The 18,655-nt window shown below is 74.2% G+C and carries 22 protein-coding genes; 16 read left to right on the top strand and 6 right to left on the bottom strand.

What is annotated here, in order from left to right:
* Positions 1–7 precede the first annotated feature (7 nt).
* The gene (locus Q8791_RS21855) at positions 8–562 is read right to left on the bottom strand and encodes an anti-sigma factor (protein ID WP_330093625.1); all 555 of its coding nucleotides are present in this window, start codon (positions 560–562) and stop codon (positions 8–10) included.
* Positions 553–1,101, bottom strand: coding sequence for an RNA polymerase sigma factor (locus tag Q8791_RS21850; RefSeq protein ID WP_330093624.1), 549 nt, complete (start codon positions 1,099–1,101; stop codon positions 553–555). The genes Q8791_RS21855 and Q8791_RS21850 overlap by 10 nt, the downstream gene beginning before the upstream one ends.
* Before the next feature lie 210 nt (positions 1,102–1,311).
* On the opposite strand from Q8791_RS21850, the gene Q8791_RS21845 reads away from it, so the two are divergent.
* Genes Q8791_RS21845 through Q8791_RS21825 form a run of 5 tightly spaced genes read left to right on the top strand, consistent with a single transcriptional unit; the run spans position 1,312 to position 3,831 of the window.
* The gene (locus Q8791_RS21845) at positions 1,312–1,836 is read left to right on the top strand and encodes an Asp23/Gls24 family envelope stress response protein (protein ID WP_330093623.1); all 525 of its coding nucleotides are present in this window, start codon (positions 1,312–1,314) and stop codon (positions 1,834–1,836) included.
* A gap of 56 nt (positions 1,837–1,892) precedes the next feature.
* The gene (locus Q8791_RS21840) at positions 1,893–2,078 is read left to right on the top strand and encodes a hypothetical protein (protein ID WP_330093622.1); all 186 of its coding nucleotides are present in this window, start codon (positions 1,893–1,895) and stop codon (positions 2,076–2,078) included.
* The gene (locus tag Q8791_RS21835; RefSeq protein ID WP_330093621.1) at positions 2,075–2,479 is read left to right on the top strand and encodes an Asp23/Gls24 family envelope stress response protein; all 405 of its coding nucleotides are present in this window, start codon (positions 2,075–2,077) and stop codon (positions 2,477–2,479) included. The genes Q8791_RS21840 and Q8791_RS21835 overlap by 4 nt, the downstream gene beginning before the upstream one ends.
* A gap of 33 nt (positions 2,480–2,512) precedes the next feature.
* On the top strand, positions 2,513–3,136 hold the full coding sequence (locus Q8791_RS21830; protein ID WP_330093620.1) for a DUF6286 domain-containing protein: 624 nt from the start codon (positions 2,513–2,515) through the stop codon (positions 3,134–3,136).
* Positions 3,133–3,831, top strand: coding sequence for a hypothetical protein (locus Q8791_RS21825; RefSeq protein ID WP_330093619.1), 699 nt, complete (start codon positions 3,133–3,135; stop codon positions 3,829–3,831). Before Q8791_RS21830 ends, Q8791_RS21825 begins: the two co-directional genes overlap by 4 nt.
* A gap of 109 nt (positions 3,832–3,940) precedes the next feature.
* On the opposite strand, the gene Q8791_RS21820 is transcribed toward Q8791_RS21825, so the two are convergent.
* Entirely contained in the window at positions 3,941–4,597 is a 657-nt protein-coding gene (locus Q8791_RS21820; protein ID WP_407942037.1) for a flavin reductase family protein, read from the bottom strand.
* Positions 4,598–4,845: 248 nt separating this feature from the next.
* Here Q8791_RS21820 and Q8791_RS21815 point away from each other — a divergent pair, with 248 nt between their 5' ends.
* The 4 genes from Q8791_RS21815 (at position 4,846) to Q8791_RS21800 (ending at position 8,467) form a co-directional block, all read left to right on the top strand.
* Positions 4,846–5,646, top strand: a complete 801-nt coding sequence (locus Q8791_RS21815; RefSeq protein WP_330093655.1) for an ABC transporter permease — start codon at positions 4,846–4,848, stop codon at positions 5,644–5,646.
* The gene (locus Q8791_RS21810; RefSeq protein WP_330093618.1) at positions 5,639–6,475 is read left to right on the top strand and encodes an ABC transporter permease; all 837 of its coding nucleotides are present in this window, start codon (positions 5,639–5,641) and stop codon (positions 6,473–6,475) included. Before Q8791_RS21815 ends, Q8791_RS21810 begins: the two co-directional genes overlap by 8 nt.
* Positions 6,476–6,477: 2 nt before the next feature.
* Entirely contained in the window at positions 6,478–7,470 is a 993-nt protein-coding gene (locus Q8791_RS21805) for an ABC transporter ATP-binding protein (RefSeq protein ID WP_330093617.1), read from the top strand.
* A gap of 127 nt (positions 7,471–7,597) precedes the next feature.
* Positions 7,598–8,467, top strand: coding sequence for a DMT family transporter (locus Q8791_RS21800; RefSeq protein WP_407942038.1), 870 nt, complete (start codon positions 7,598–7,600; stop codon positions 8,465–8,467).
* Between the two features lie 303 nt (positions 8,468–8,770).
* On the opposite strand, the gene Q8791_RS21795 is transcribed toward Q8791_RS21800, so the two are convergent.
* Both Q8791_RS21795 and Q8791_RS21790 read right to left on the bottom strand, forming a co-directional pair.
* Positions 8,771–10,015, bottom strand: a complete 1,245-nt coding sequence (locus tag Q8791_RS21795) for a sensor histidine kinase (RefSeq protein WP_330093616.1) — start codon at positions 10,013–10,015, stop codon at positions 8,771–8,773.
* Position 10,016: 1 nt separating this feature from the next.
* Positions 10,017–10,673: a response regulator transcription factor gene (locus tag Q8791_RS21790; protein WP_330093615.1), complete on the bottom strand. Its 657-nt coding sequence runs from the start codon at positions 10,671–10,673 to the stop codon at positions 10,017–10,019.
* A gap of 208 nt (positions 10,674–10,881) precedes the next feature.
* On the opposite strand from Q8791_RS21790, the gene Q8791_RS21785 reads away from it, so the two are divergent.
* Genes Q8791_RS21785 through Q8791_RS21770 form a run of 4 tightly spaced genes read left to right on the top strand, consistent with a single transcriptional unit; the run spans position 10,882 to position 14,616 of the window.
* Positions 10,882–11,391, top strand: a complete 510-nt coding sequence (locus Q8791_RS21785) for a hypothetical protein (RefSeq protein WP_330093614.1) — start codon at positions 10,882–10,884, stop codon at positions 11,389–11,391.
* Complete coding sequence (locus tag Q8791_RS21780) at positions 11,388–12,521, top strand: peptidoglycan-binding protein (RefSeq protein WP_330093613.1); 1,134 nt, start codon at positions 11,388–11,390, stop codon at positions 12,519–12,521. Before Q8791_RS21785 ends, Q8791_RS21780 begins: the two co-directional genes overlap by 4 nt.
* A complete protein-coding gene (locus Q8791_RS21775; protein WP_330093612.1) occupies positions 12,518–13,387 on the top strand; it encodes an ABC transporter ATP-binding protein in 870 nt (289 codons plus the stop codon). The genes Q8791_RS21780 and Q8791_RS21775 overlap by 4 nt, the downstream gene beginning before the upstream one ends.
* Positions 13,384–14,616, top strand: a complete 1,233-nt coding sequence (locus Q8791_RS21770; protein WP_330093611.1) for an ABC transporter permease — start codon at positions 13,384–13,386, stop codon at positions 14,614–14,616. The genes Q8791_RS21775 and Q8791_RS21770 overlap by 4 nt, the downstream gene beginning before the upstream one ends.
* 156 nt (positions 14,617–14,772) lie before the next feature.
* On the opposite strand, the gene Q8791_RS21765 is transcribed toward Q8791_RS21770, so the two are convergent.
* Positions 14,773–15,666 carry an NAD(P)-dependent oxidoreductase gene (locus Q8791_RS21765; protein WP_330093610.1) on the bottom strand — a complete coding sequence of 298 codons (894 nt, stop codon included), beginning with the start codon at positions 15,664–15,666 and terminating at the stop codon, positions 14,773–14,775.
* Between the two features lie 239 nt (positions 15,667–15,905).
* Between Q8791_RS21765 and Q8791_RS21760 the strand changes: the two genes are divergently transcribed.
* The 3 genes from Q8791_RS21760 to Q8791_RS21750 are packed head-to-tail and all read left to right on the top strand — an operon-like array spanning position 15,906 to position 18,539.
* Complete coding sequence (locus tag Q8791_RS21760; RefSeq protein WP_330093609.1) at positions 15,906–16,286, top strand: hypothetical protein; 381 nt, start codon at positions 15,906–15,908, stop codon at positions 16,284–16,286.
* Complete coding sequence (locus tag Q8791_RS21755) at positions 16,276–17,883, top strand: sensor histidine kinase (protein WP_330093608.1); 1,608 nt, start codon at positions 16,276–16,278, stop codon at positions 17,881–17,883. The genes Q8791_RS21760 and Q8791_RS21755 overlap by 11 nt, the downstream gene beginning before the upstream one ends.
* Positions 17,880–18,539 (top strand): response regulator transcription factor, encoded by a 660-nt coding sequence (locus Q8791_RS21750; RefSeq protein ID WP_330093607.1) that lies wholly within the window; start codon positions 17,880–17,882, stop codon positions 18,537–18,539. Before Q8791_RS21755 ends, Q8791_RS21750 begins: the two co-directional genes overlap by 4 nt.
* Positions 18,540–18,655 lie beyond the last annotated feature (116 nt).

Raw genomic sequence — 18,655 nt, 5'->3', positions numbered from 1 at the left:
GGCCGGCTCAACCCCTCCCGAGGTCGTCCAGGCCGACGACGTCGATGTCCACACGGGCCGCGCGCAACCCCAGCCGGTCCTCCACCAGGGAGCGCATGGCGCGCCTGGCCTCCTCGGCGGCCTCGACGATCGGCAGGCCGAGGGCCACCCGCGCCGCGGCCAGGACGACGAGTCCCTCCGGTGTCTGCTCGACACGGCAGCGTCCGACGACCACCCCGGGGACGGACTCGACGGAGGCGCGCAGCATGGCGGCCACGGCGGCCACCCGGATCTCGGTGCCTCCGGGGCCGGGGCCCGCCAGGACGACGGTCCCGCCGGGGCGCCTCTCCGAGCGCACGGCGCGCATGACGTCCGCGAGCAGCCCGGGGGGAGCGGTGACGTCCTGGTCACCGGTCTGCCGGACTGCCGAGACGAGGGGACGCAGCTCCTCCGCCTGCTCCTGGCAGTACTCGCAGCCGGACTCGTGCGCTGTGAGATCCCCGGACGTCAGGTGTCGCAGGAGTGCGTCCACCGGGTTCCCGCAGGGAAGCCGGTCGTGGTCGTCGGACGGGTCTACCGCCATGGCTCAAGCGCCTCCACGAGATGGGTACGCGCGCGGTGAATACGTCCACGCACGGCGGTCGGGGTCGTGTCGACGATCGCTGCTATCTCTTCATAACCCAATCCTTCCATTTCGCGCAGAACCCAGCAGATCCTCTGCGGGGGCGGGAGCCCCGAGAGCGCGTTGGACAGCGCCTCCCGCAGATCACCCGCGATGGCCTCCCCCACCGGCCCGGGGTCGGAGGCGGCGAACCGCTCCTCCTCCCCGACGGGCGACTCCGGCCTCCTGGCCCGCAGGACGTTGAGCGCGCGCCGGCCCACGATGCGGTGGAGCCATGCGGGGAAGCTCTGGGGATCGGCGAGCTCGGGGAGCTTGCGCCAGGCCGTGACCAGAGCCTCCTGGGCGGCGTCACGGGCATCGCCGGGGTCGCCCACCACCCGGAGGGCGATGCGGTAGACGGCGTCCTGGTGCCGGCGGACGAGGGCCTCGAACGCCCTGTCGTCCCCGTCCTGGGCGCGCTCCACGAGCACGCTCTCCGGCAGTGCGGTTTCCCTGTGCATCGGCGGTGCGGCCACCCCTCCCAGTACACACGCACAGCGAAACTACCCTAGGTTTCCAATCGAACACGAAGAGCACTCGATTTCCCGCCCCGCCACGAGAGTGACGCAGGACACACCGAAAGGGCCGTGAGTCTCAGCCCGCCCCCCGTGTCCTCCCCTGTGAAGACGCGACGACGCACGACGCGTCCCACCGACGAAGGAGAACGGCCCATGGCCGCGAAGAGCGCTCAGAACAACGGGATCCCCGCAGACGGGACGGTGTCCGGCGGCGAACCCGCCCCCACCGGCCTGCGGGACGCCTCGGTCCCCGCCCGCACCGACCGGGTCCGGGAGGCTGGCGCCGACAACGGGCGCACGTCGATCGCGGACCACGTGGTCGCCAAGATCTCCGGCATGGCCGCCCGCGAGGTCCGGGGCGTGCACCAGATGGGCGGAGGGGCCGCCCGCGCCTTCGACGCCGTCCGCGAGCGCATCCCCGGCTCGACCTCCACGAACACCGCCGCGCGCGGCGTGGCCGTCGAGGTGGGCGAGCGCCAGGCGGCCGTCGACATCAACCTGGTCGTCGAGTACGGGGTCTCCATCCCCGACCTCGCGGGCGCGGTCCGGCGCAACGTCATCTCCGCCGTGGAGCGGATGACGGGCCTGGAGGTCACCGAGGTCAACGTGACAGTCGACGACATCCACCTGCCCGACGAGGGCGAGGAGCAGACCGCCGCCGAGCCGAGGGTCCGATGACGCCCGGCCGGTTCGCGGCCGGGCGACCGGCGCGCACGAGCCGAGGAGCGTGACAGATGTGGTCGATCGTCGGACTCGCCTTCGGGACGGTCCTCGGACTCGCCGCCGCCTTCGGCGGCTTCGGGGCCTTCCTCCTCGTCCTCGTCCTCGGGCCGGCCGGGTTCCTGGCCGGACGGGCCTACGAAGGAGAGGTCGACCTCTCCGCACTGTTCACACGGCGCGAGCGCAGTGACCGCCGATGACTCCGTCCCACACACCGGCCCGGGGTGCGCCCCCGGCCGCCGGCCCGCACTCGGCGCCGTCCCCGGCCCCACCGGAGAAGCGGGGTTCCACGTCCGTCGCCGACCGGGTGGTGGAGCGCGTGGCGTGCGCGGCCGCGGCGGAACACCCCTCCACCCGCCCCGTCGCGGACCGGTTCGGAGGGCTGGTGGGACGCGGAGCGGCGCGTGCCGAGGTGCGGCGCGGAGGCTCCCGGGTCGCGCTCCGGCTGGAGATCGCCGTCGCCTACCCGGCGGCCCTCGCCAGGACGGCGGAGGAGGTCCGCGCGCACGTCACCGCGACGGTGGAAGCGCTCACGGGCCTCACCGTCCACAGCGCCGACATCGAGATCGTCGCACTCGTGCCCGCTCCGCGGGTGCGCTGACCACTCACGACCACTCACACGGAGGACGCTGACATGACTTCGCTCCAGGAGGCGTCTCAGTCGCGGGGGACGCTCCCTGTCGTCCCACCGGCCGGGGCCCGCTCCGCGCGCCGCACCGCGGTGCGGGTCTTCCGGCCGCAGCGGTCCCTGCCCGCCGTCGTCGCGGCGGTCGCGGTGGCCGTCGTCGGCGGCCTGGCCGTCGTGGTGATCACCGCGGACCTGGGCGGGCTCCCCTCACCGCTCCCCGGCATCGACGGAAACCTCTCACGCGTGTCCGCCACACCGTGGGAGGCGCCCGAGACCATGGTCGCCTCGGCCGTCGTGGCCGCCCTCGGCCTGACCCTCGTGCTGACCGCGCTCCTGCCGGGCGCCGGAGGTCACCTGGCCCTGCGGACCGACGACCGGGACACGGTGGTGGGCCTGTCCCGGAAGGGCCTGCGCGAGGTCCTCGCCGTCGAGGCCCGCGGGGTCGACGGCGTCGGCTCGGTCCGGGTCCGGGGCGGGCGCCGCGGTGTCCGCATCGAGGTCCGGACGCACATACGCGGCGCTGGCTGGCTCGGCGAGAGGGTGGACGCGGTGGTGCGCCAGAGGTTGGAGGCCCTCCTGCCGCTCCGTTTCCCGCGGGTCGTCACCCGGGTGAGGGAGGAGGAGGCATGAGCACGGAGGAGAACGCCCCCCGCCGGGGGTTCGCCGCGATCGCACCCGCGGGTCCGGACACGGCCCCGCCGAAGCCGACCGGGTCCACGATCCGCGGTTTCCCGCACAGGAGGGCACGGAGGACCGCGCGCGGAAACAGGGTCGGGCTGGCCCTCACCGGGCTTCCGCTGCTGCTGTGCGGTGCCGCGGGCCTCGCCGCCGGAACGGGCCTGCTCGGCGACGGCGTCGCCGCCGCGCCGATCGGGGGCTCCGGGGCCGGTCCCCTCGACCCGGCCCTGTCCTGGCCGTGGACTCCGCACGTCGCCGCCGCCGTCGCCCTCGCCGTGACGGTGCTGGCGGTGCGCTGGCTGCTCGTGCAGGGGCGCTCGAACCGCACCCGGCACCTGAGGTTGGGGGAGGGCACGGTGGCGGGACGGACCGGGGTCCCGGCCTCCGCCGCCGCGGACGCCGTGGTCGCCCAGGTCTGCGGGGACCCACGCGTGCGGAGCGCACGGGCGCGGTTCACCGAGTCCTCACGGGAGCCCCGCCTGTGGCTGGACCTGGAGCTGACCGAGGGCGCGGACCCCGTGGACGCGTGGCGCGGCTGCCGGGACGGGGCCGTCACCTCCCTGCGGGACTCCCTCGAACTCGAACGCCTCCCGACCGTGGTCCGCATGTCCGTGTCGGGCCGCCCCGGGGGGCGCGAACTCGCCTGACCGGCCCCCTTCAGGGGAGAGGGGCCGGCCGGGCTGGGCGGCGGGGGCGGCGCGGCGGCCGGTGACCGGGGAGGCGCCGGCGCCCCGCCCCCGTCCGGAACACCCCCGGTCAGGAGCCCGGCGTCTCGGCGCGGTAGGAGTGCCCGTGCCGACGGCCGAGCCCGAAGTAGTGGCGGAAGTTGTAGATCAGCGGGTTCCAGAGCGACGGGTCGACGTGCTCGGTACCCGGGACCACCATGCGGGTGTCCGCGTGCACCCGCAGCACGTCGGCCTGGACCACGGTGAGGTCGCCGGAGGCGTCGGCGTCCGCCCGCGCCACGCGGGCCTCCAGCTGGAGCGGGCACTCGGCCACGCGGGGCGGGGCGACCACCTGTGACTCCTGCGGGGTCAGGCCGGCGGCACCGAACTTGTCGGCCTCGAAACGGCAGCCCGGCGGTTTGCCCGGGGGCACCGGGTCGCGGCCGGTCAGCGGGGCGAGCCGTTCGACGTGCTCCCAGTCCCCGGCCGCGGGGAAGCAGACCGTGAACTCCGGGCGCGCCGCCAGGTTGCGCGCGGTCTGCCCGGTGGCCCCCAGCCCCAGCACCAGCAGGTGGCCCAGGGCCCAGACCGAGGAGATCGGTGCGAGGTTGGGGGTGCCGTCGTCGTTGGTCGTGGAGACCAGCGCCACGGGCGTGCCGAAGTAGAGGATGCGCGGCCGGATGGTTCGGTGTTCGAGGGGCGTCGCCGCGGTGGTCCGCGACGGGCCCGTCTGCTGTTCGGTGCTCACGACCAGCGAATCTAGGCGCGCGACGTTACGGCGGCGGTCGCAACGTCGTCGGCCGCGGGACCGGCCTCCCGACCGGACCCGACTGTGCGCCGCCGGGGGCTGTGCTAGCGTCGGTCCCTCGCGGCGACCCGGACCTGAGCCCCAGAGGTGTCAGGGACGTGCCGGACCCCGCGTCTCCCCGGCGGTTCCGCCCCGGTGTCGAGACCGGTTACCACCTGCACGTCTCGACCCACCGGGAGTCCGCGCCCTTGCGTGTCTACTTCGCGGTGTACGCCCTCGGCCTGCACCGCTACTCCACCTACCGCGCGGCCACGGTCGCCGGGATCCTCACCAACTCCGTCTTCGGCGCGATCAGCGCGACCGTCATGCTCGCCCTCTTCTCGGTCCGGCCCGAGATCAACGGCTACGACGCGGGGGACGCCGTCACCCAGGTGTTCGTCGGCCAGGCCCTCATCGGCATGGTCGCCATCATGGGGCCGCCGCTGGAGCTCGGCGAGCGCGTGCGCAGCGGGGCGGTCGCGACCGACATGCTCCGCCCCGTCTCGTTGATGGGCTGGTGGATGGCCGACGACATGGGGCGGGCCACGTTCAACCTGGTCTTCCGGGGGGTGCCCACCTTCGCCGTCGGCCTGGTCCTTTTCGACCTGGTCGTCCCCGCCGACCTGACCCGCTGGGCCGTCGCCCTGCTCTCCTTCGTCCTGGCCGCGCTCGTGTCGTTCGCGCTGCGCTACCTGTACGAGCTGGCCGGGTTCTGGCTCATGGACTCCACCGGGATCTGGGCGGTGGCGGGACTGCTCGGCCCCGTGGCCGCCGGGATGCTGATCCCGCTCCCCCTGTTCCCCCCGGCGGTCGCCGACGTACTGCGCGTGCTGCCCTGGGCGTCCATCGCCCAGATCCCGGCCGAGGTCTTCCTGGGCAAGGACTCCCTGCCCGGGGGCACGCCCCTCGGAGGCCTGGCGCTCCAGGCGGCGTGGGCGGTCGCCCTCCTCGCCCTCGGCGCCCGGCTCACGTCCCTCGCCACGCGGAGGGTGGTGGTCCAGGGTGGCTGACCTCCTCTCCCGCACCCGCGAGTCCGTGGTCTGGCCGGTCCGGACCTACGTGCTGCTCGCGTGGACCTGGTGCCGCGCCCTCGCGCAGTACCCGGCGTCGCTGGCCCTGATGACCCTCTCGACCGCCCTGGGCGCGTTCGCCGAGATGGGCGCCGTCTTCGTCGTGTTCGGCCATGCCGGGGAGATCTCCGGGTTCGGCATGGCCGAGGGGCTGCTCATAGCCGGGATGGCCACGACCGCCTTCGCCTGCGCCGACATGGTGATGGGCATGGTGGAGAGCCTGGGACGGCACATCCGGACGGGTTCTCTCGACGTCATGCTGGTGCGCCCTGTCCCGCCGCTGGTCCAGATCGCGACGGACCGCTTCGCCCCCCGCCGGCTGGGCCGGATCGTTCCGGGGTCGGTGGTGACCGTGATGGCGCTGGTGGTGTGCGACATCGACTGGACCGCCGGCAAGGTGCTGATGCTGCCGGTGCTGCTGGTGTCGGGGACCGCGATCTGCTGCGCGATCTGGATCATCGGGGCCTGCCTCCAGTTCTTCGTGGCCGACGCACGCGAGGCCGCCAACTCGATCACCTACGGCGGCCAGGCCCTGACCGAGTACCCGATGGCCATCTACTCCGCGGGCGTCGTGCGCGCCGCGACCTTCGTGCTGCCGCTCGCCTTCGTCACCTGGCAGCCCGCCCTGTACCTCCTCGACCGGCCGGACCCCACCGGCCTGCCGGGGTTCCTGCGCTTCGCCACGCCCTTCGTCGCCGTCGCCCTGTGCGCGGTCGCCGCCGCCTTCTGGCGGTTCGGCCTCCGCCGCTACCGATCCACCGGGAGCTGAAGATGACACCGTCCGATCCGCACCCCGGCCACGCCGCCGAACCCGTCATCGAGGCCGTCGGCCTGGGCCGCGACTTCGTCCTCTCCGAGGGCCGGTTCCTGCGGCGGAGGCGCCGCACCGTCAGCGCCGTCAGCGACGTGACCTTCACCGTCCGGCCCGGCGAGATCGTCGGCTACCTGGGGCCCAACGGCGCCGGGAAGAGCAGCACCATGAAGATGCTGACCGGCATCCTCACCCCCACCGCAGGACACCTGCGGGTGAACGGCCTGGAGCCGTCCCGCGAACGCACCCGCCTGGCCTCGCGGATCGGCGTGGTGTTCGGGCAGCGCACCACCCTGTGGTGGGACCTGCCGCTGAAGGACAGCCTGGAGCTGGTCCGCCACATGTACCGGGTCCCGGCCGCCGACCACGCCCGCCGGCTGGCCGAGCTCACCGAACTGCTGGAGCTGGGCCCGTTCCTGGCCACTCCCGTCCGCCAGCTCAGCCTGGGCCAGCGGATGCGCGGCGACCTCACCGCCGCGCTGCTGCACGGACCGAGCCTGCTGGTCCTGGACGAGCCGACCATCGGGCTGGACGTGGTCAGCAAGTCGACCATCCGCGAGTTCCTGCTGCGGTTGAACGCCGAGGCGGGCACGACGATCCTGTTGACCACCCACGACCTCGGCGACGTCGAGCGGCTGTGCGAGCGGGTCATCGTCATCGACAGGGGGCGGCTCGCGTACGACGGGGGCCTGGACGGGCTGCGCGCGAGCGTGCCCACGCCCCGCGTCCTGGTCGTCGACCTCGCCGCCCCCGCACCGCCCATCGAGGTGGAGGGGGGCACGTGCGTGCGCGCGGACGGCCCCCGGCAGTGGTTGGAGCTGTCCGGCAACCCGGCAGCGGTGATCTCCCGGGTCGCCGCGCACCACGAGGTCGTCGACCTGACGCTGCGCGAACCGGACATCGAGGGCGTGGTCTCGGCCCTGTACCGGGGAGCCGTCGCCACCGGCGGGTAGGGCGTCCACCGCCGGGCCCGCTCCCCGGATCCGGGGTGGTCGTGCGGAGCGGTGTCCGCCGTCCGACCGCTCCCCCGTGGCGCGACCGTTCCCGGAGGGCGCGATCATGGCAGTCATGGTGTTCGGGATGGGCTTGGGAATCATGTTCGCGGTGCTCTCGTGCGCGGCCTACACGGCCGCCGCGGTGGCCCAGCGAAGGCTCGCGGTGCGGGTGTCGGAGCCGCTCACCGGCGGTCGGCAGCTGACAGCGCTGCTGCGGCACCCGCTGTGGTGGGTGTCGCTGGCGTTCAACGGGGGACGCGCGGGTTTCCAGGTGGCGGCGGTGAGCCACGCGCCGCTGAGCGTGGTGCAGCCGCTCGGCGTGCTGGTCCTGGTCTTCGGCATCCCGTGGTCGGCCCGGCTGGGCGGACGGCGGGTCACCCGCGAGGAGTGGCGCGGGGCGGCGTTCACCGTGGTCGCGCTGGTCGCACTGCTCTCGGTGACGGTGACCGGCGGGCAGGGCGGGGTCCTGGACGACACGGGTTCCGCGGTGGTGGGCCTGGGCACCACGGCCCTGCTGCTGGCCACCGCGTGGCTGGCGGGACGCGTCCCGTCCAGGGCGTGGCGCAGCTACCTCCTGGCGGGCGCCGCCGGGGTGGCGTTCGGGGTCTCCTCCGCCACGGTCAAGACCGCCGTCGCCGTCATCGGCGAGGTCGGCGCCGTCGGTCTCCTGCACTCCTCCTCCCTGGCCACACCGGTGATCGCCGTGCTGGGGCTGTTCCTGGCGCAGGCCGCCTACCAGGGCATGGACCTGGGGGCCCCGCTGGGCATCACCACCTTCACCAACCCGCTCGCCGCGACCGTCGTGGGAGTGGCGTTCATGGGCGAGACGTACGCGGGAGGGTGGATCGGGGGAGCGGTGGCCGTGGTGGGCGCCGTGCTCGCGGCCTACGGGATCAGGCTGCTCACCGTCCCGCAGAACGGGACGCCCGAGCGGGAGTCCGCACCGGCGTCCTGAGGCGCCCCTCCCCGCGGTGCGCCCCGGAGGGGGCCGCCGTGCCGGGGGCCCGTGCGGGCGTCCGGGCACGTGCCCCGCTCCGGCGCCGCGCTCCTCGGCCGGTCCGCTCCCCCGGGCCGCCCGCCGTGGTCGGCGGGGAGTTCCGTTGGTCCCGCTCTCCGGCGTGTCGCGACGGCGCCCCGGTGACGAAACGGTTCCCGTCGCGCCTCGCGATTTCGTTGCGTCATTTCGTCACACGGGAACGCGCCGCCCGACGCGGGCCGCACGGAGCCGCGCCGCCCGGCCGGGCGGCCCCGGCCCCGTCTACCCCGGCGAGAAGCCGACCGTGACCACGAGGCCGCCGCCGGGGCGCGGCAGCGCCGTCGCCGTCGCCCCGTGCGCCGAGGCGATCGACCGGACGATGGACAGCCCCAGTCCGCTGCCGGAGCGCTCCCTGTGCAGCCTCGCCGAGTCCCCCCGGTGGAACGGCTCGAACAGCACGTCCGCGTCACCCACCTCCGGTCCGGTGTTCGTCACCCGCAGCACCGTGCGGCCGGCCGCCGTGCGCACCCGCACCCGCACCCACCCGCCGGGGGCGTTGTACCGGACGGCGTTGTCCACCAGGTTGCGGGCCAGGTGCGCCAGGAGGACCGGGTCGCCCGCGACCTCGGCGGGCTCGGCGTCCACATGCAGTTCGACCCCCTCCGTGTCAGCCGCCTCCCCCAGGAGGCCGACGGCGTCGCGGGCCGCCTCCGCCAGGTCCACCGGCTCGGTGCGGGTCAGGCCCCGGTCCGAACGGGCCAGCAGGAGCAGGCCGGTGATCAGCTCCTCGCTGCGGCCGACCGAGTCGAGGACGCGGGTGAACGCGGGACGCAGGTCCTCGGGCACCCGGTCCTGGGCCAGGGGGACCTCCAGCGCGGCACGCTGGACGGCCAGCGGTGTGCGCAGCTCGTGCGACGCGTTGGCGACGAACCTCCGCTGGCTCTCGAACGCCCCCTCCAGGCGGGCGAGCATGCCGTCGAAGGTGTCGCCGAGCTCGCGGAACTCGTCGTCGGGCCCGGTCAGCGCCAGCCTGCTGTGCAGGTCGCGTTCGGAGAGGGTCCGCGCGGTCTCGGTGACCCGGTGCAGGCGCCGCATCGGCCGTCCCGCGATCAGCCACCCGGCCAGGGCGGCGAGCGCGGTGATGCCCGCCAGGACGAGCACGGAGTTCAGCAGCATGTCCGAGAGCACGGCGTCCCGGTAGTCGTCCACCACGTCCAGGAGCGCCGTCCCGGACGCGGGCATCGCCGGACCGCCCTGCGACGGCACCGTCGGCTGCGCCGGCTGCATGTCCACCGGGGAGGATTCGTCGACTCTGAGGGACACGACACCCCCCACCGTCGTCGCGAAGTCCGCGCTCCGTTGTTCGAGGCTGGCACCGACGAGGCCGTAGTTGACCACCAGCAGCGCCGCGCCGCCGAGGAGGAAGACCCCCGTGTAGACGAGGGTGAGCCTGGTGCGCAGCGTGAGACCCGTGGGCAGGGGGAGGCGGGGCAGCGCGTTCCGTCGGCGCCCCTTCCCGGTCGCCACGTCAGACCCGGTAGCCGTGGCCGGGAACGGTCTCGATGACCGGTGGTGCGCCGAGCTTGCGGCGCAGCCCGTGCACCACCACCTTCAGCACCCCGCTGAAGGGGTCGAGGTGCGCGTCCCACACCTTCTCGATGAGGTGGGTGGCGGTGACCGGCGCCCCGTCGGCGCGCAGCAGTTCCTCCAGCACGCCCAGCTCCTTGGGCGAGAGCGCCAGCTCCCGGCCGTCCCGGAACGCGGTCCGCCGGTTGGTGTCCACCACGAGCCCGGCCCGGCTCAGCCGGGGACGCGCCGCCGGCCTGGACCGGCGCCCCAGCGCACGGACACGGGCCCGCAGTTCCACGTACGCGAAAGGCTTGGCGAGGTAGTCGTCGGCGCCGAGTTCGAGCCCCTCGACGCGGTCGTCCAGCCCGGCGGCGGCCGTGAGCATGAGCACACGCGCCTCGACGTCCGCGTCCTCGGCCAACCTCCGGCACACCTGGTCGCCGTGCAGCACGGGGAGGTCGCGGTCGAGCACGATCACGTCGTAGTCGTGCACGGTCGCCATCTCCAGCCCCGTGTCCCCGTCATGGCAGACGTCGACGGCCATGCCCTCACCGCGCAGCCCCTCCGCCACGGTCTCCGCCAACGACGGTTCGTCCTCCACCACCAGGACCCGCATGGGTCCCTCCCTCCTCGGTCGACCGGCAGGCACAGCGATGAACAGCAGTATCACCCGGACGGTTAAGGCGGGGTTACCCCCCGGACGTACGCAGAGGCACGCGTTTCCGGCCTAACCGGCGACTAACCGCGAACCCTGTGGCATGTGTCCGCAACACACGAAGTGCGGCGCCGGATGAGCCCGGCGCCCCCGACGAGGAGTGGACGACATGCGCGCACTGACCCTTCCCGCCCTGGGAGCGGTACTGACCGGCCTGCTGGTGACCGGCTGCGGAGTCCTCGGAGGAGGCGGGGACGAGGGCGGCGGAGCCGGCGCCGGGGCGTCCGGTGAGCCGAGCATGGAGGAGGCGATGCTCGACTACGCCGCCTGCATGCGCGACAACGGTGTGGACATGCCCGACCCGGAGGGCGGCGGCATGACCGCGCTGCCCGCCGTTGATCCCGAGGACGAGGAGATGGCGGCCGCGCTGGAGGAGTGCGAGGGCCTCCTGCCCGTCGACGAGAACGCCCCGTCCGAGGAGGAGGCCTTCGAGTACGCCCTGAGGATGACCGAGTGCATGCGGGAGAACGGGCTCGACGTCCCCGACCCCGAGCCCGGTCAGGGGCTCGCCATCACGACCGAACACGAGGACGAGGACATGGAGGTCATGACGCGCTGCGCGGCCGAGACCGGTGCGCTCGACGCGGAGGAGACGGCCCGGGACGGGGACGGTTCGTGAGCGCGGACACGGCGCTCGCCCCCGGGGACGAACTCGTGGAGGCTCCGACGCGTCGCCGCTGGTGGCGGCGGCTCGGATGGCTGGTCCCCGCCCTGGTCTCCTTCCTGTCCCTGTGCGTGGCGGCGGCGGTGGTCGTCTGGGGTGAGCCGTCGCCGCCCGCGGGCGGGGAGGAACCGCGGCCGGAGGCCACGGCCCCTGTCGAGCGCACGACGCTCGAACGCGAGGAGGAGCTGGACGGCACCCTCGGCTACGCGGGAAGCGGCTCGTTCTTCGCCCGGTCCGAGGGCGTGGTCACCTGGCTGCCCGAGGTGGGCGCCGAACTCTCCGCCGGTGACAGGGCCTGGGAGATCGACGGGGTGCCGACCGTGCTGCTGCGCGGTGACAAGCCCGCGTACCGTCTCCTGGAACCCGGGAGCCGGGGGGAGGACGTGCGCCGGTTCGAGCAGGCCCTCGCCGAGCTGGGGTACGGAGGTTTCACCGTGGACGGCGAGTACACGCTGCTCACGGCCGAGGCGGTCAGGCGCTGGCAGAGGGACACCGCGGGAATGGAGGTCACCGGGACGGTGGACCCGGCCAGGATCTGGTACGTGTCCGGGCCCGTGCGCGTGACCGGCCACGAGGCGGCGGTCGGAGGAAGCGCAGCGCCCGGGACGGTGCTGCTCGGCACGAGTTCCACACGCCAGGTCGTCCGGATCGACCTGGAGGTCGGTGACCGCGGCCTGGTGACCGAGGAGGACGAGGTGACCGTGCGGTTCCCCGGCGGGGAGTCGTCCACGGGCGAGGTCGTCTCGGTGGGAACCGTCGCGGAGGCCGGCGAGGACGACGGGGGCACGGGCACGGAGTCCGACCCCACGGTGGAGGTGGTGGTGGAGCTGACCGGGGACAACGTGGACTTCCTGGACCGGGCCCCGGTCACCGTGGAGGTGCGCGGCGAGTCCCGCGAGGACGTCCTCACCGCCCCCGTGGGCGCGCTCCTCGCGCTCTCCGGCGGAGGGTACGGGCTGTCCGTGGTGGACGGCGACGGCACCGTGCGCGAGGTGCCGGTGGAGACGGGGTGGTTCACGGACGGGCTGGTGGAGGTCTCCGGGGACGGGATCGACGAGGGCACCGAGGTCGTGGTGCCCGAATGAGCGGCCGTGGGACCGCGCGCGGCGATGCCCGGCAGCGCACGCGCCGGAGGGGCGGTCCGGACGGGAGCGTGGGCGAGTCCGCGGGCACGGGGGAGGACGCCCAGGCCCCGGCGGTCGAGTTCGACGGCGTCGGCCGCCGCTACCCGGGCGGCGTCCGCGCCCTGGACGGGGTGGACCTGCGCGTGGAGCGCGGGGAGATGGTGGCGATCGTCGGGCCGTCGGGGTCCGGGAAGTCGACCATGCTCAACCTGGTCGGCACCCTGGACGCCCCCACCGAGGGGGCGGTCCGCGTGTTCGGGCACGACGTCGGGGCGCTGGGGGACGACCAGCTGTCCGCCCTGCGCGCACGCTCCATCGGGTTCGTGTTCCAGCAGTTCCATCTGGCGCCCAACGTGAGGGCCGTGGACAACGTGGCGGAGGGGCTCCTCTACTCGGGGGTCCCGCTGCGGGTGCGCAGAGCACGGGCGGCCGAGGCGCTGGAGCGGGTCGGCCTGGCCGACCGGGCCGGTCACCGCCCGCACGAGCTGTCCGGCGGGCAGAAGCAGCGGGTCGCGATCGCCCGCGCCGTCGTCGGCGCCCCGGCGCTCCTCCTGGCCGACGAGCCGACCGGGGCCCTGGACACGGCGTCGGGGGTCGCGGTGCTGGAGGTGCTCAGGGAACTGCACCGGGAAGGTGTGACGGTCATCGTGATCACCCACGACCGTGAGCTGGCCGAGGGGCTGCCCCGGCGGGTGGAGGTGCGGGACGGTCGCGTCGTCGCCGATTCCGGCGCGCCGACGGGCCCGGGTCCGCACACCCCTGCCCGTACGGGTCCGGGCGCGGATCCCGCCACGGGAGCGACCGCCGGAAGGGAGGTGGCGCGGTGAACCGCCTGGCCGCACGGTGGCGGCGACGGCGTGCGCTGCCCCGACCCGCGAGGCTGTCGCCGGCGGACCGCCTGCGCACCGGGGGCAGCGGGCTGCGCGCCCGTCCGACCCGCGTGGTGCTGTCCGCGCTGGGCATCGCGATCGGGATCGCCGCGATGGTCGCGGTGGTGGGGATCTCCGTCTCCGGCCAGGCCGAGTTGGAGGCCCGGCTCACCCGCCTGGGCACCAACCTGGTGACGGTCTCGCCGGGCAGCACCCTGTTCGGCGGGGACGCGACCCTCCCGGAGGAGGCGCCCGGCCGGATCGGCCGCATGCCCGAGGTGGAGCACACGTCGCAGGTGGAGTTCGTGGACGGGGTCAACGTGTACCGCAGCGACCTCGTCCCCGAAGGCGAGTCGGGCGGGATCGGCGTGTACGGCGCCGACCTGGGGCTGCTGGAGACCATCCGGGTCGACGTGGCGCAGGGCACGTGGCTGAACCCCGCCACTTCGGACCATCCGGTCGTCGTGCTGGGCAGCTCCGCGGCCGCACGGCTCGGCGTCACCCGGATCACCCCGGACACGCTGGTGCTCATCGGCGGCACGTACTTCTCCGTGGTCGGGGTGCTGGAGCCGGCGGAACTGGCCCCCGAGCTCGACAACTCGGCACTGGTCGGCCACGGGGTGGCGGCGGACCTGCTGGGCGCCGAGGGGGACCCGTCCACCGTCTACGTGCGGGTGGCCCCGGACCGGGTGGCGCAGGCGCGGGAGCTCATCGGCCGCAACGCCAACCCGGAGCGCCCGAACGAGGTGGAGGTGTCGCGCCCCTCGGACGCCCTGGAGGCGGGGCAGGCCGCCGACCAGACCTTCAACGGCCTGCTGCTGGGACTGGGCGGGGTCGCGTTGCTGGTCGGCGGCGTGGGGGTGGCCAACACCATGGTCATCTCGGTCCTGGAGCGCCGCGGGGAGATCGGCCTGCGCAGGGCCCTCGGCGCGACCAGGGGCGCGATCCGGTCGCAGTTCCTGGTGGAGGCGATGGTGCTGTCCGCGCTCGGCGGCGTGGCCGGGGCGGGCCTGGGATCGCTGGCGACCCTGGCCTACGCGCTGCTGCGGGGGTGGCCGGTCGTGGTGCCCTGGTGGGCCGGGGCCGGCGCGATGGCGGCGACGGTGGTCATCGGCGCCGTCGCGGGGCTGGTGCCCGCGCTGCGCGCCGCGGCCCAGCACCCGACCGAGTCCCTCGGCGCGGGCTGACCGGGCGGTCCCGGCGGGGGCCGACGGACCGCCCCCCGGGAACACGCGGGCCCCGCCCGGGGAACCGGGCGGGGCATGCCGCCGCACCCCTGGTCGGCATGGGCGGGGAGCACCGGGACGCGCCGGGACGCGTGCGGCGCGTCCCGGCCACGGTTCTCAGCGGCCCCGGAAGTGCTCCACCAGGCGCGAGTAGCTGTCGTCCGCGTGACCGTCGGCGACCGCCCTGGCCACGAGGTCCAGGGTGTAGCCGGGGAACGAGGCGTCGATGCCCCGGTCCCGGCTCTCCCGGACGAGGTCCTCGACCGACGGCAGGTGGTGCTGGAGCGCACCGAACTCCAGCGCGTACGCACCCCGGTCGACCTCGTCGGCGATCGACGGCAGGATCGACGTCACAGCGGAGACGGACGGCCCGGCCTGCTCCAGGAAGCGCGTCACGTCGACGCCCGCGTCCGTGAGCAGCGCGGCCGCGTGCAGGAACCCGTTGAGCACACCCCACATGGTGCCGTGGACCGCCATCCCGTACAGGGTCGGCAGTCCGGCGTCGTCCGCGATGCGGCTCCCCCGCCCGCCGACCAGCCGGAGTTCCTCCCGGTGGCGGTCGTACACGGCCTCGTCCCCTCCGTAGAAGACGACGGCGTCCGGGGACCCCACGGCCGGGGCGATCGTCATGATCTGCCCGTGGAGGTAGCCGGCGCCCCGCTCGCGCACCCAGGCCGCCGTCTCCCTGGCCTCGGCCGACGTCCCGTCCGTCAGGTTGACCACCGAACGCCCGGCGAGGGCGTCACCGGCCGCTCCCAGTACCTCCCGCGCCGTGTGGTTGCCCTTCACGCTGACGACCACGAGCGGGCCGGCGGCGACCGCCTCGCGGACGTCGGCCGCGGGTCTCGCCCCCTTCTCCACCAGTGGCGCGGCCTTCTCCCTGCTGCGGTTCCACACGGTGGTGGGATGCCCCGCCTCCACGAACGCGCCCGCGAGCGCGGTACCCATCTCCCCCAGTCCGATCACGGTGACCGCTGTGCGGGTTCCCGTGTCCCCGGTCGTGGAGCCCATGGATGTCGTCCTCTCTCCGGACCGCCGCGCTCCGTGTCCCCGTCGCGGCGGTCTCCATCCGAACGGGGAAACCCTAGGACCTCAACTCAAGTTGAGGTCAATGGGGCGGTCGGGCCCGTCGCGGGACGGCCGCGACCTCGGCCGGACAGGCGGAACCCCCTCGCGCCACCTGCCAGGATGAAGGGATCCTCATGTCCGTTTCATCTCGAATTCGCCCAAGCCAGGGATGCTCTCGGACTATGAGATCACCGTTGGTGCCACTACTGGTCGCAGCCGTCGCGGCCGTCCTGGTCGCGAGCGCTGTCCTGGTGTGGGCCCTACCCGGCGGCGGGTCGGACGCCGGCCCCCCGCACGAGGTGGTCGTCGGGGAGTCCCCCGGCGCCGAACCCGTGGAACAGGGGGACGAGGGCATCGTCGCCCCTCCGCCTCCGGTCACCGACCACGACGGCGACGGGACCCCCGACGCGGAGGACCCCGACCACCCCGGGACGGAGCCGCCCCGTGAGTCGCCCTCCGCGACGCCGAGCGGTGAACCGGACCCGACACCCTCCGCCGTCTGCGGGGATGATGATGACGACGACTGTGACGACGACGACTGGGGCGACGACGATGACGACTGAGGGTCACTTCGGCGCCGACTCACCGACGGAGGACCTGACCGGCGTGCCGGGCAGGGGCGCCTGGAACGGGTCCGAGGACACCTCCGTGTACCCGACCATGGTCTTCGAGGGCCCGCAGCCCGAGGTCCGGCAGCGGCGGAGGATTCCCGCACGGCTGCTCATCATGGCCTGGGTCGCGCTGCTCATGGCGGCCGTCCTGATCCTGGTCAACGTGGTCACCTGGAGCGCGCTCACCACCAGGAACGCCGAACGCGTCGACGGCGCCCTCACCCAGGAGATCGGCGAGTTCCAGGAGTTCGCGGCGATCGGTGTGGACCCCGGCACCGGGGAGCCGTTCACGGACGTGTCCACCCTCGTCCGGGTCCACCTGGAACGCCAGTACCCCGACGAGGCCGAGATCCTGTTCGGCTGGGTGGAGGGGACCACGACCGCGGGCGGGGGCGCGGGCGGCGCGCCCGGCGGCGCCGAGACCCCGGCCGGACGCATCCGCCAGGGCCAGGAGCCCCCGTTCGACCTGTCCGCCGACCCCGAGGCGGTCACCGCGATCCTGGAGGACCCCAACGCCCGGGGCACCGCGGACACACCCGCCGGCCCCGTCCAGTGGGAGAAGATCCGCGTCCTGGCCCCCGGCGGGGAGGGCGCCTCCGGGTGGTTCGTCATCGGCTACTTCACCGAGGCGGACGAGGACACCGTCACCTCCACCATGCAGACGATCGCCCTGGTCAGCCTGATCGGCCTGCTCGTCGCGAGCACCGCGGCCTGGTGGGTGGCGGGCCGCATCCTCGCACCCGTGCGGCTGATCCGGCAGACCGCCGCGTACATCACCGAGGAGGACCTCACCCGGCGCATCGACGTGTCCGGGCGGGACGACATCGCCGCCCTCGCCGAGCAGTTCAACAGCATGCTGGACCGCCTGGAGGGCGCCTTCACCTCGCAGCGGCGGTTCGTCGACGACGCCGGGCACGAACTGCGCACCCCCATCACCATCGTGCGCGGCCACCTGGAGCTGATGGGGGACGACCCCGAGGAGCGGCGCGAGGTCGTGCGCCTGGTCACCGACGAACTCGACCGCATGGCCCGGATCGTCGAGGACCTGCTGCTGCTCGCCAAGTCCCAGCAGCCCGACTTCCTGCGCCCCGAGGAGGTGTCCCTGGCCGAGCTGACCAGCGACATCGATGCCAAGGTGCGCAGGCTCGGCGACCGGGACTGGCGGCTGGAGTCCGTGGCCGAGGGGGTCTCCCGACTCGACCCGCAGCGTGTCACCCAGGCCGTGGTGCAGCTGGCCGCCAACGCCGTCCGCCACACCGCCCCCGGCTCCACCCTGCGGGTCGGCTCCACACTCAGCGGCTCCGACGTGCTGTTCTGGGTCACCGACGAGGGGCCCGGCATCCCGGCCGAGGAGCACGGCCGCATCTTCGAGCGCTTCTCCCGCGGCGGCGGCGCCGCCCGGGGCGACCGGGGCGCGGGGCTGGGCCTGGCCATCGTCAGAGCCATCGCAGAAACCCACCACGGCCGCGTGGACCTGAGATCCGCGCCGGGCGCCGGGTCCACTTTCACCCTGGTCATCCCCACCACCGCAGGTAAGGAGCACGTGTGAGCCGCATCCTCATCGTCGAGGACGAGGAGCGCATCGCCTCGTTCGTCCGCAAGGGCCTGGACGCCAGCGGGTTCACCACCACCGTGGTCGGCACCGGGGCGGAGGCCGTGGACTACGCGGTGACCGGCGGTTTCGACCTGATGCTGCTGGACCTGGGGCTTCCGGACACCGACGGGTTCGACGTGCTGAGACGCGTGCGGTCGCTGGGCGTGGACATCCCCGTGGTGATCCTGACCGCGCGCGACGGCGTGCGTGACACGGTGACCGGTCTGGAGATCGGGGCGGACGACTACGTCACCAAGCCCTTCCGGTTCGAGGAGCTGCTGGCCCGGGTGCGGCTGCGGATGCGCAACGAACGCCCCGCCGACCTGACGGTGCTGCGGGCGGGCGGGCTGGCCCTGGACCTGCGCACCCGCCGGGTGGCGGTGGACGGCGACGCGGTGGACCTCACCGCCCGGGAGTTCGGGCTGATGGAACTGCTGATGCGGCACCCGGGGCAGGTGCTGACCCGGCAGCAGATGCTGTCGCACGTGTGGGGCTACGACTACGACCCGGGGTCGAACGTGGTGGACGTCTTCGTGCGGGCCCTGCGACGGAAGGTCGGAGCGGAGCGGATCATCACCGTGCGCGGCATGGGCTACCGGTTGACCGGGTGAGCGGTGCGGCGCCCGGCCGAACCGCGCCGCCCGGACCGGGCGGACGGGCGGCAGGGACGGACCGGTGACACCGGGAGCGTGCGGGGCGGGGGCGTCGATGACGCCTCCGCCCCCTT

The sequence above is a fragment of the Nocardiopsis codii genome (assembly GCF_036327455.1).
Classification (GTDB): domain Bacteria; phylum Actinomycetota; class Actinomycetes; order Streptosporangiales; family Streptosporangiaceae; genus Nocardiopsis; species Nocardiopsis codii.
Note: the sequence above shows the minus strand (reverse complement) of the source record. Positions and strands in the feature narration are given on the sequence as shown.

What these genes read in the sequence shown, in the direction of transcription:
- Q8791_RS21755 (WP_330093608.1), top strand. Translation starts at nt 16,276, where the DNA reads ATGACGACTGAGGGTCACTTCGGCGCCGACTCACCGACGGAGGACCTG.
- Q8791_RS21760 (WP_330093609.1), top strand. Translation starts at nt 15,906, where the DNA reads ATGAGATCACCGTTGGTGCCACTACTGGTCGCAGCCGTCGCGGCCGTC.
- Q8791_RS21800 (WP_407942038.1), top strand. Translation starts at nt 7,598, where the DNA reads ATGGGCTTGGGAATCATGTTCGCGGTGCTCTCGTGCGCGGCCTACACG.
- Q8791_RS21850 (WP_330093624.1), bottom strand. Translation starts at nt 1,101, where the DNA reads ATGCACAGGGAAACCGCACTGCCGGAGAGCGTGCTCGTGGAGCGCGCC.
- Q8791_RS21840 (WP_330093622.1), top strand. Translation starts at nt 1,893, where the DNA reads ATGTGGTCGATCGTCGGACTCGCCTTCGGGACGGTCCTCGGACTCGCC.
- Q8791_RS21765 (WP_330093610.1), bottom strand. Translation starts at nt 15,666, where the DNA reads ATGGGCTCCACGACCGGGGACACGGGAACCCGCACAGCGGTCACCGTG.
- Q8791_RS21835 (WP_330093621.1), top strand. Translation starts at nt 2,075, where the DNA reads ATGACTCCGTCCCACACACCGGCCCGGGGTGCGCCCCCGGCCGCCGGC.
- Q8791_RS21845 (WP_330093623.1), top strand. Translation starts at nt 1,312, where the DNA reads ATGGCCGCGAAGAGCGCTCAGAACAACGGGATCCCCGCAGACGGGACG.
- Q8791_RS21775 (WP_330093612.1), top strand. Translation starts at nt 12,518, where the DNA reads ATGAGCGGCCGTGGGACCGCGCGCGGCGATGCCCGGCAGCGCACGCGC.
- Q8791_RS21790 (WP_330093615.1), bottom strand. Translation starts at nt 10,673, where the DNA reads ATGCGGGTCCTGGTGGTGGAGGACGAACCGTCGTTGGCGGAGACCGTG.
- Q8791_RS21785 (WP_330093614.1), top strand. Translation starts at nt 10,882, where the DNA reads ATGCGCGCACTGACCCTTCCCGCCCTGGGAGCGGTACTGACCGGCCTG.
- Q8791_RS21805 (WP_330093617.1), top strand. Translation starts at nt 6,478, where the DNA reads ATGACACCGTCCGATCCGCACCCCGGCCACGCCGCCGAACCCGTCATC.
- Q8791_RS21825 (WP_330093619.1), top strand. Translation starts at nt 3,133, where the DNA reads ATGAGCACGGAGGAGAACGCCCCCCGCCGGGGGTTCGCCGCGATCGCA.
- Q8791_RS21855 (WP_330093625.1), bottom strand. Translation starts at nt 562, where the DNA reads ATGGCGGTAGACCCGTCCGACGACCACGACCGGCTTCCCTGCGGGAAC.
- Q8791_RS21830 (WP_330093620.1), top strand. Translation starts at nt 2,513, where the DNA reads ATGACTTCGCTCCAGGAGGCGTCTCAGTCGCGGGGGACGCTCCCTGTC.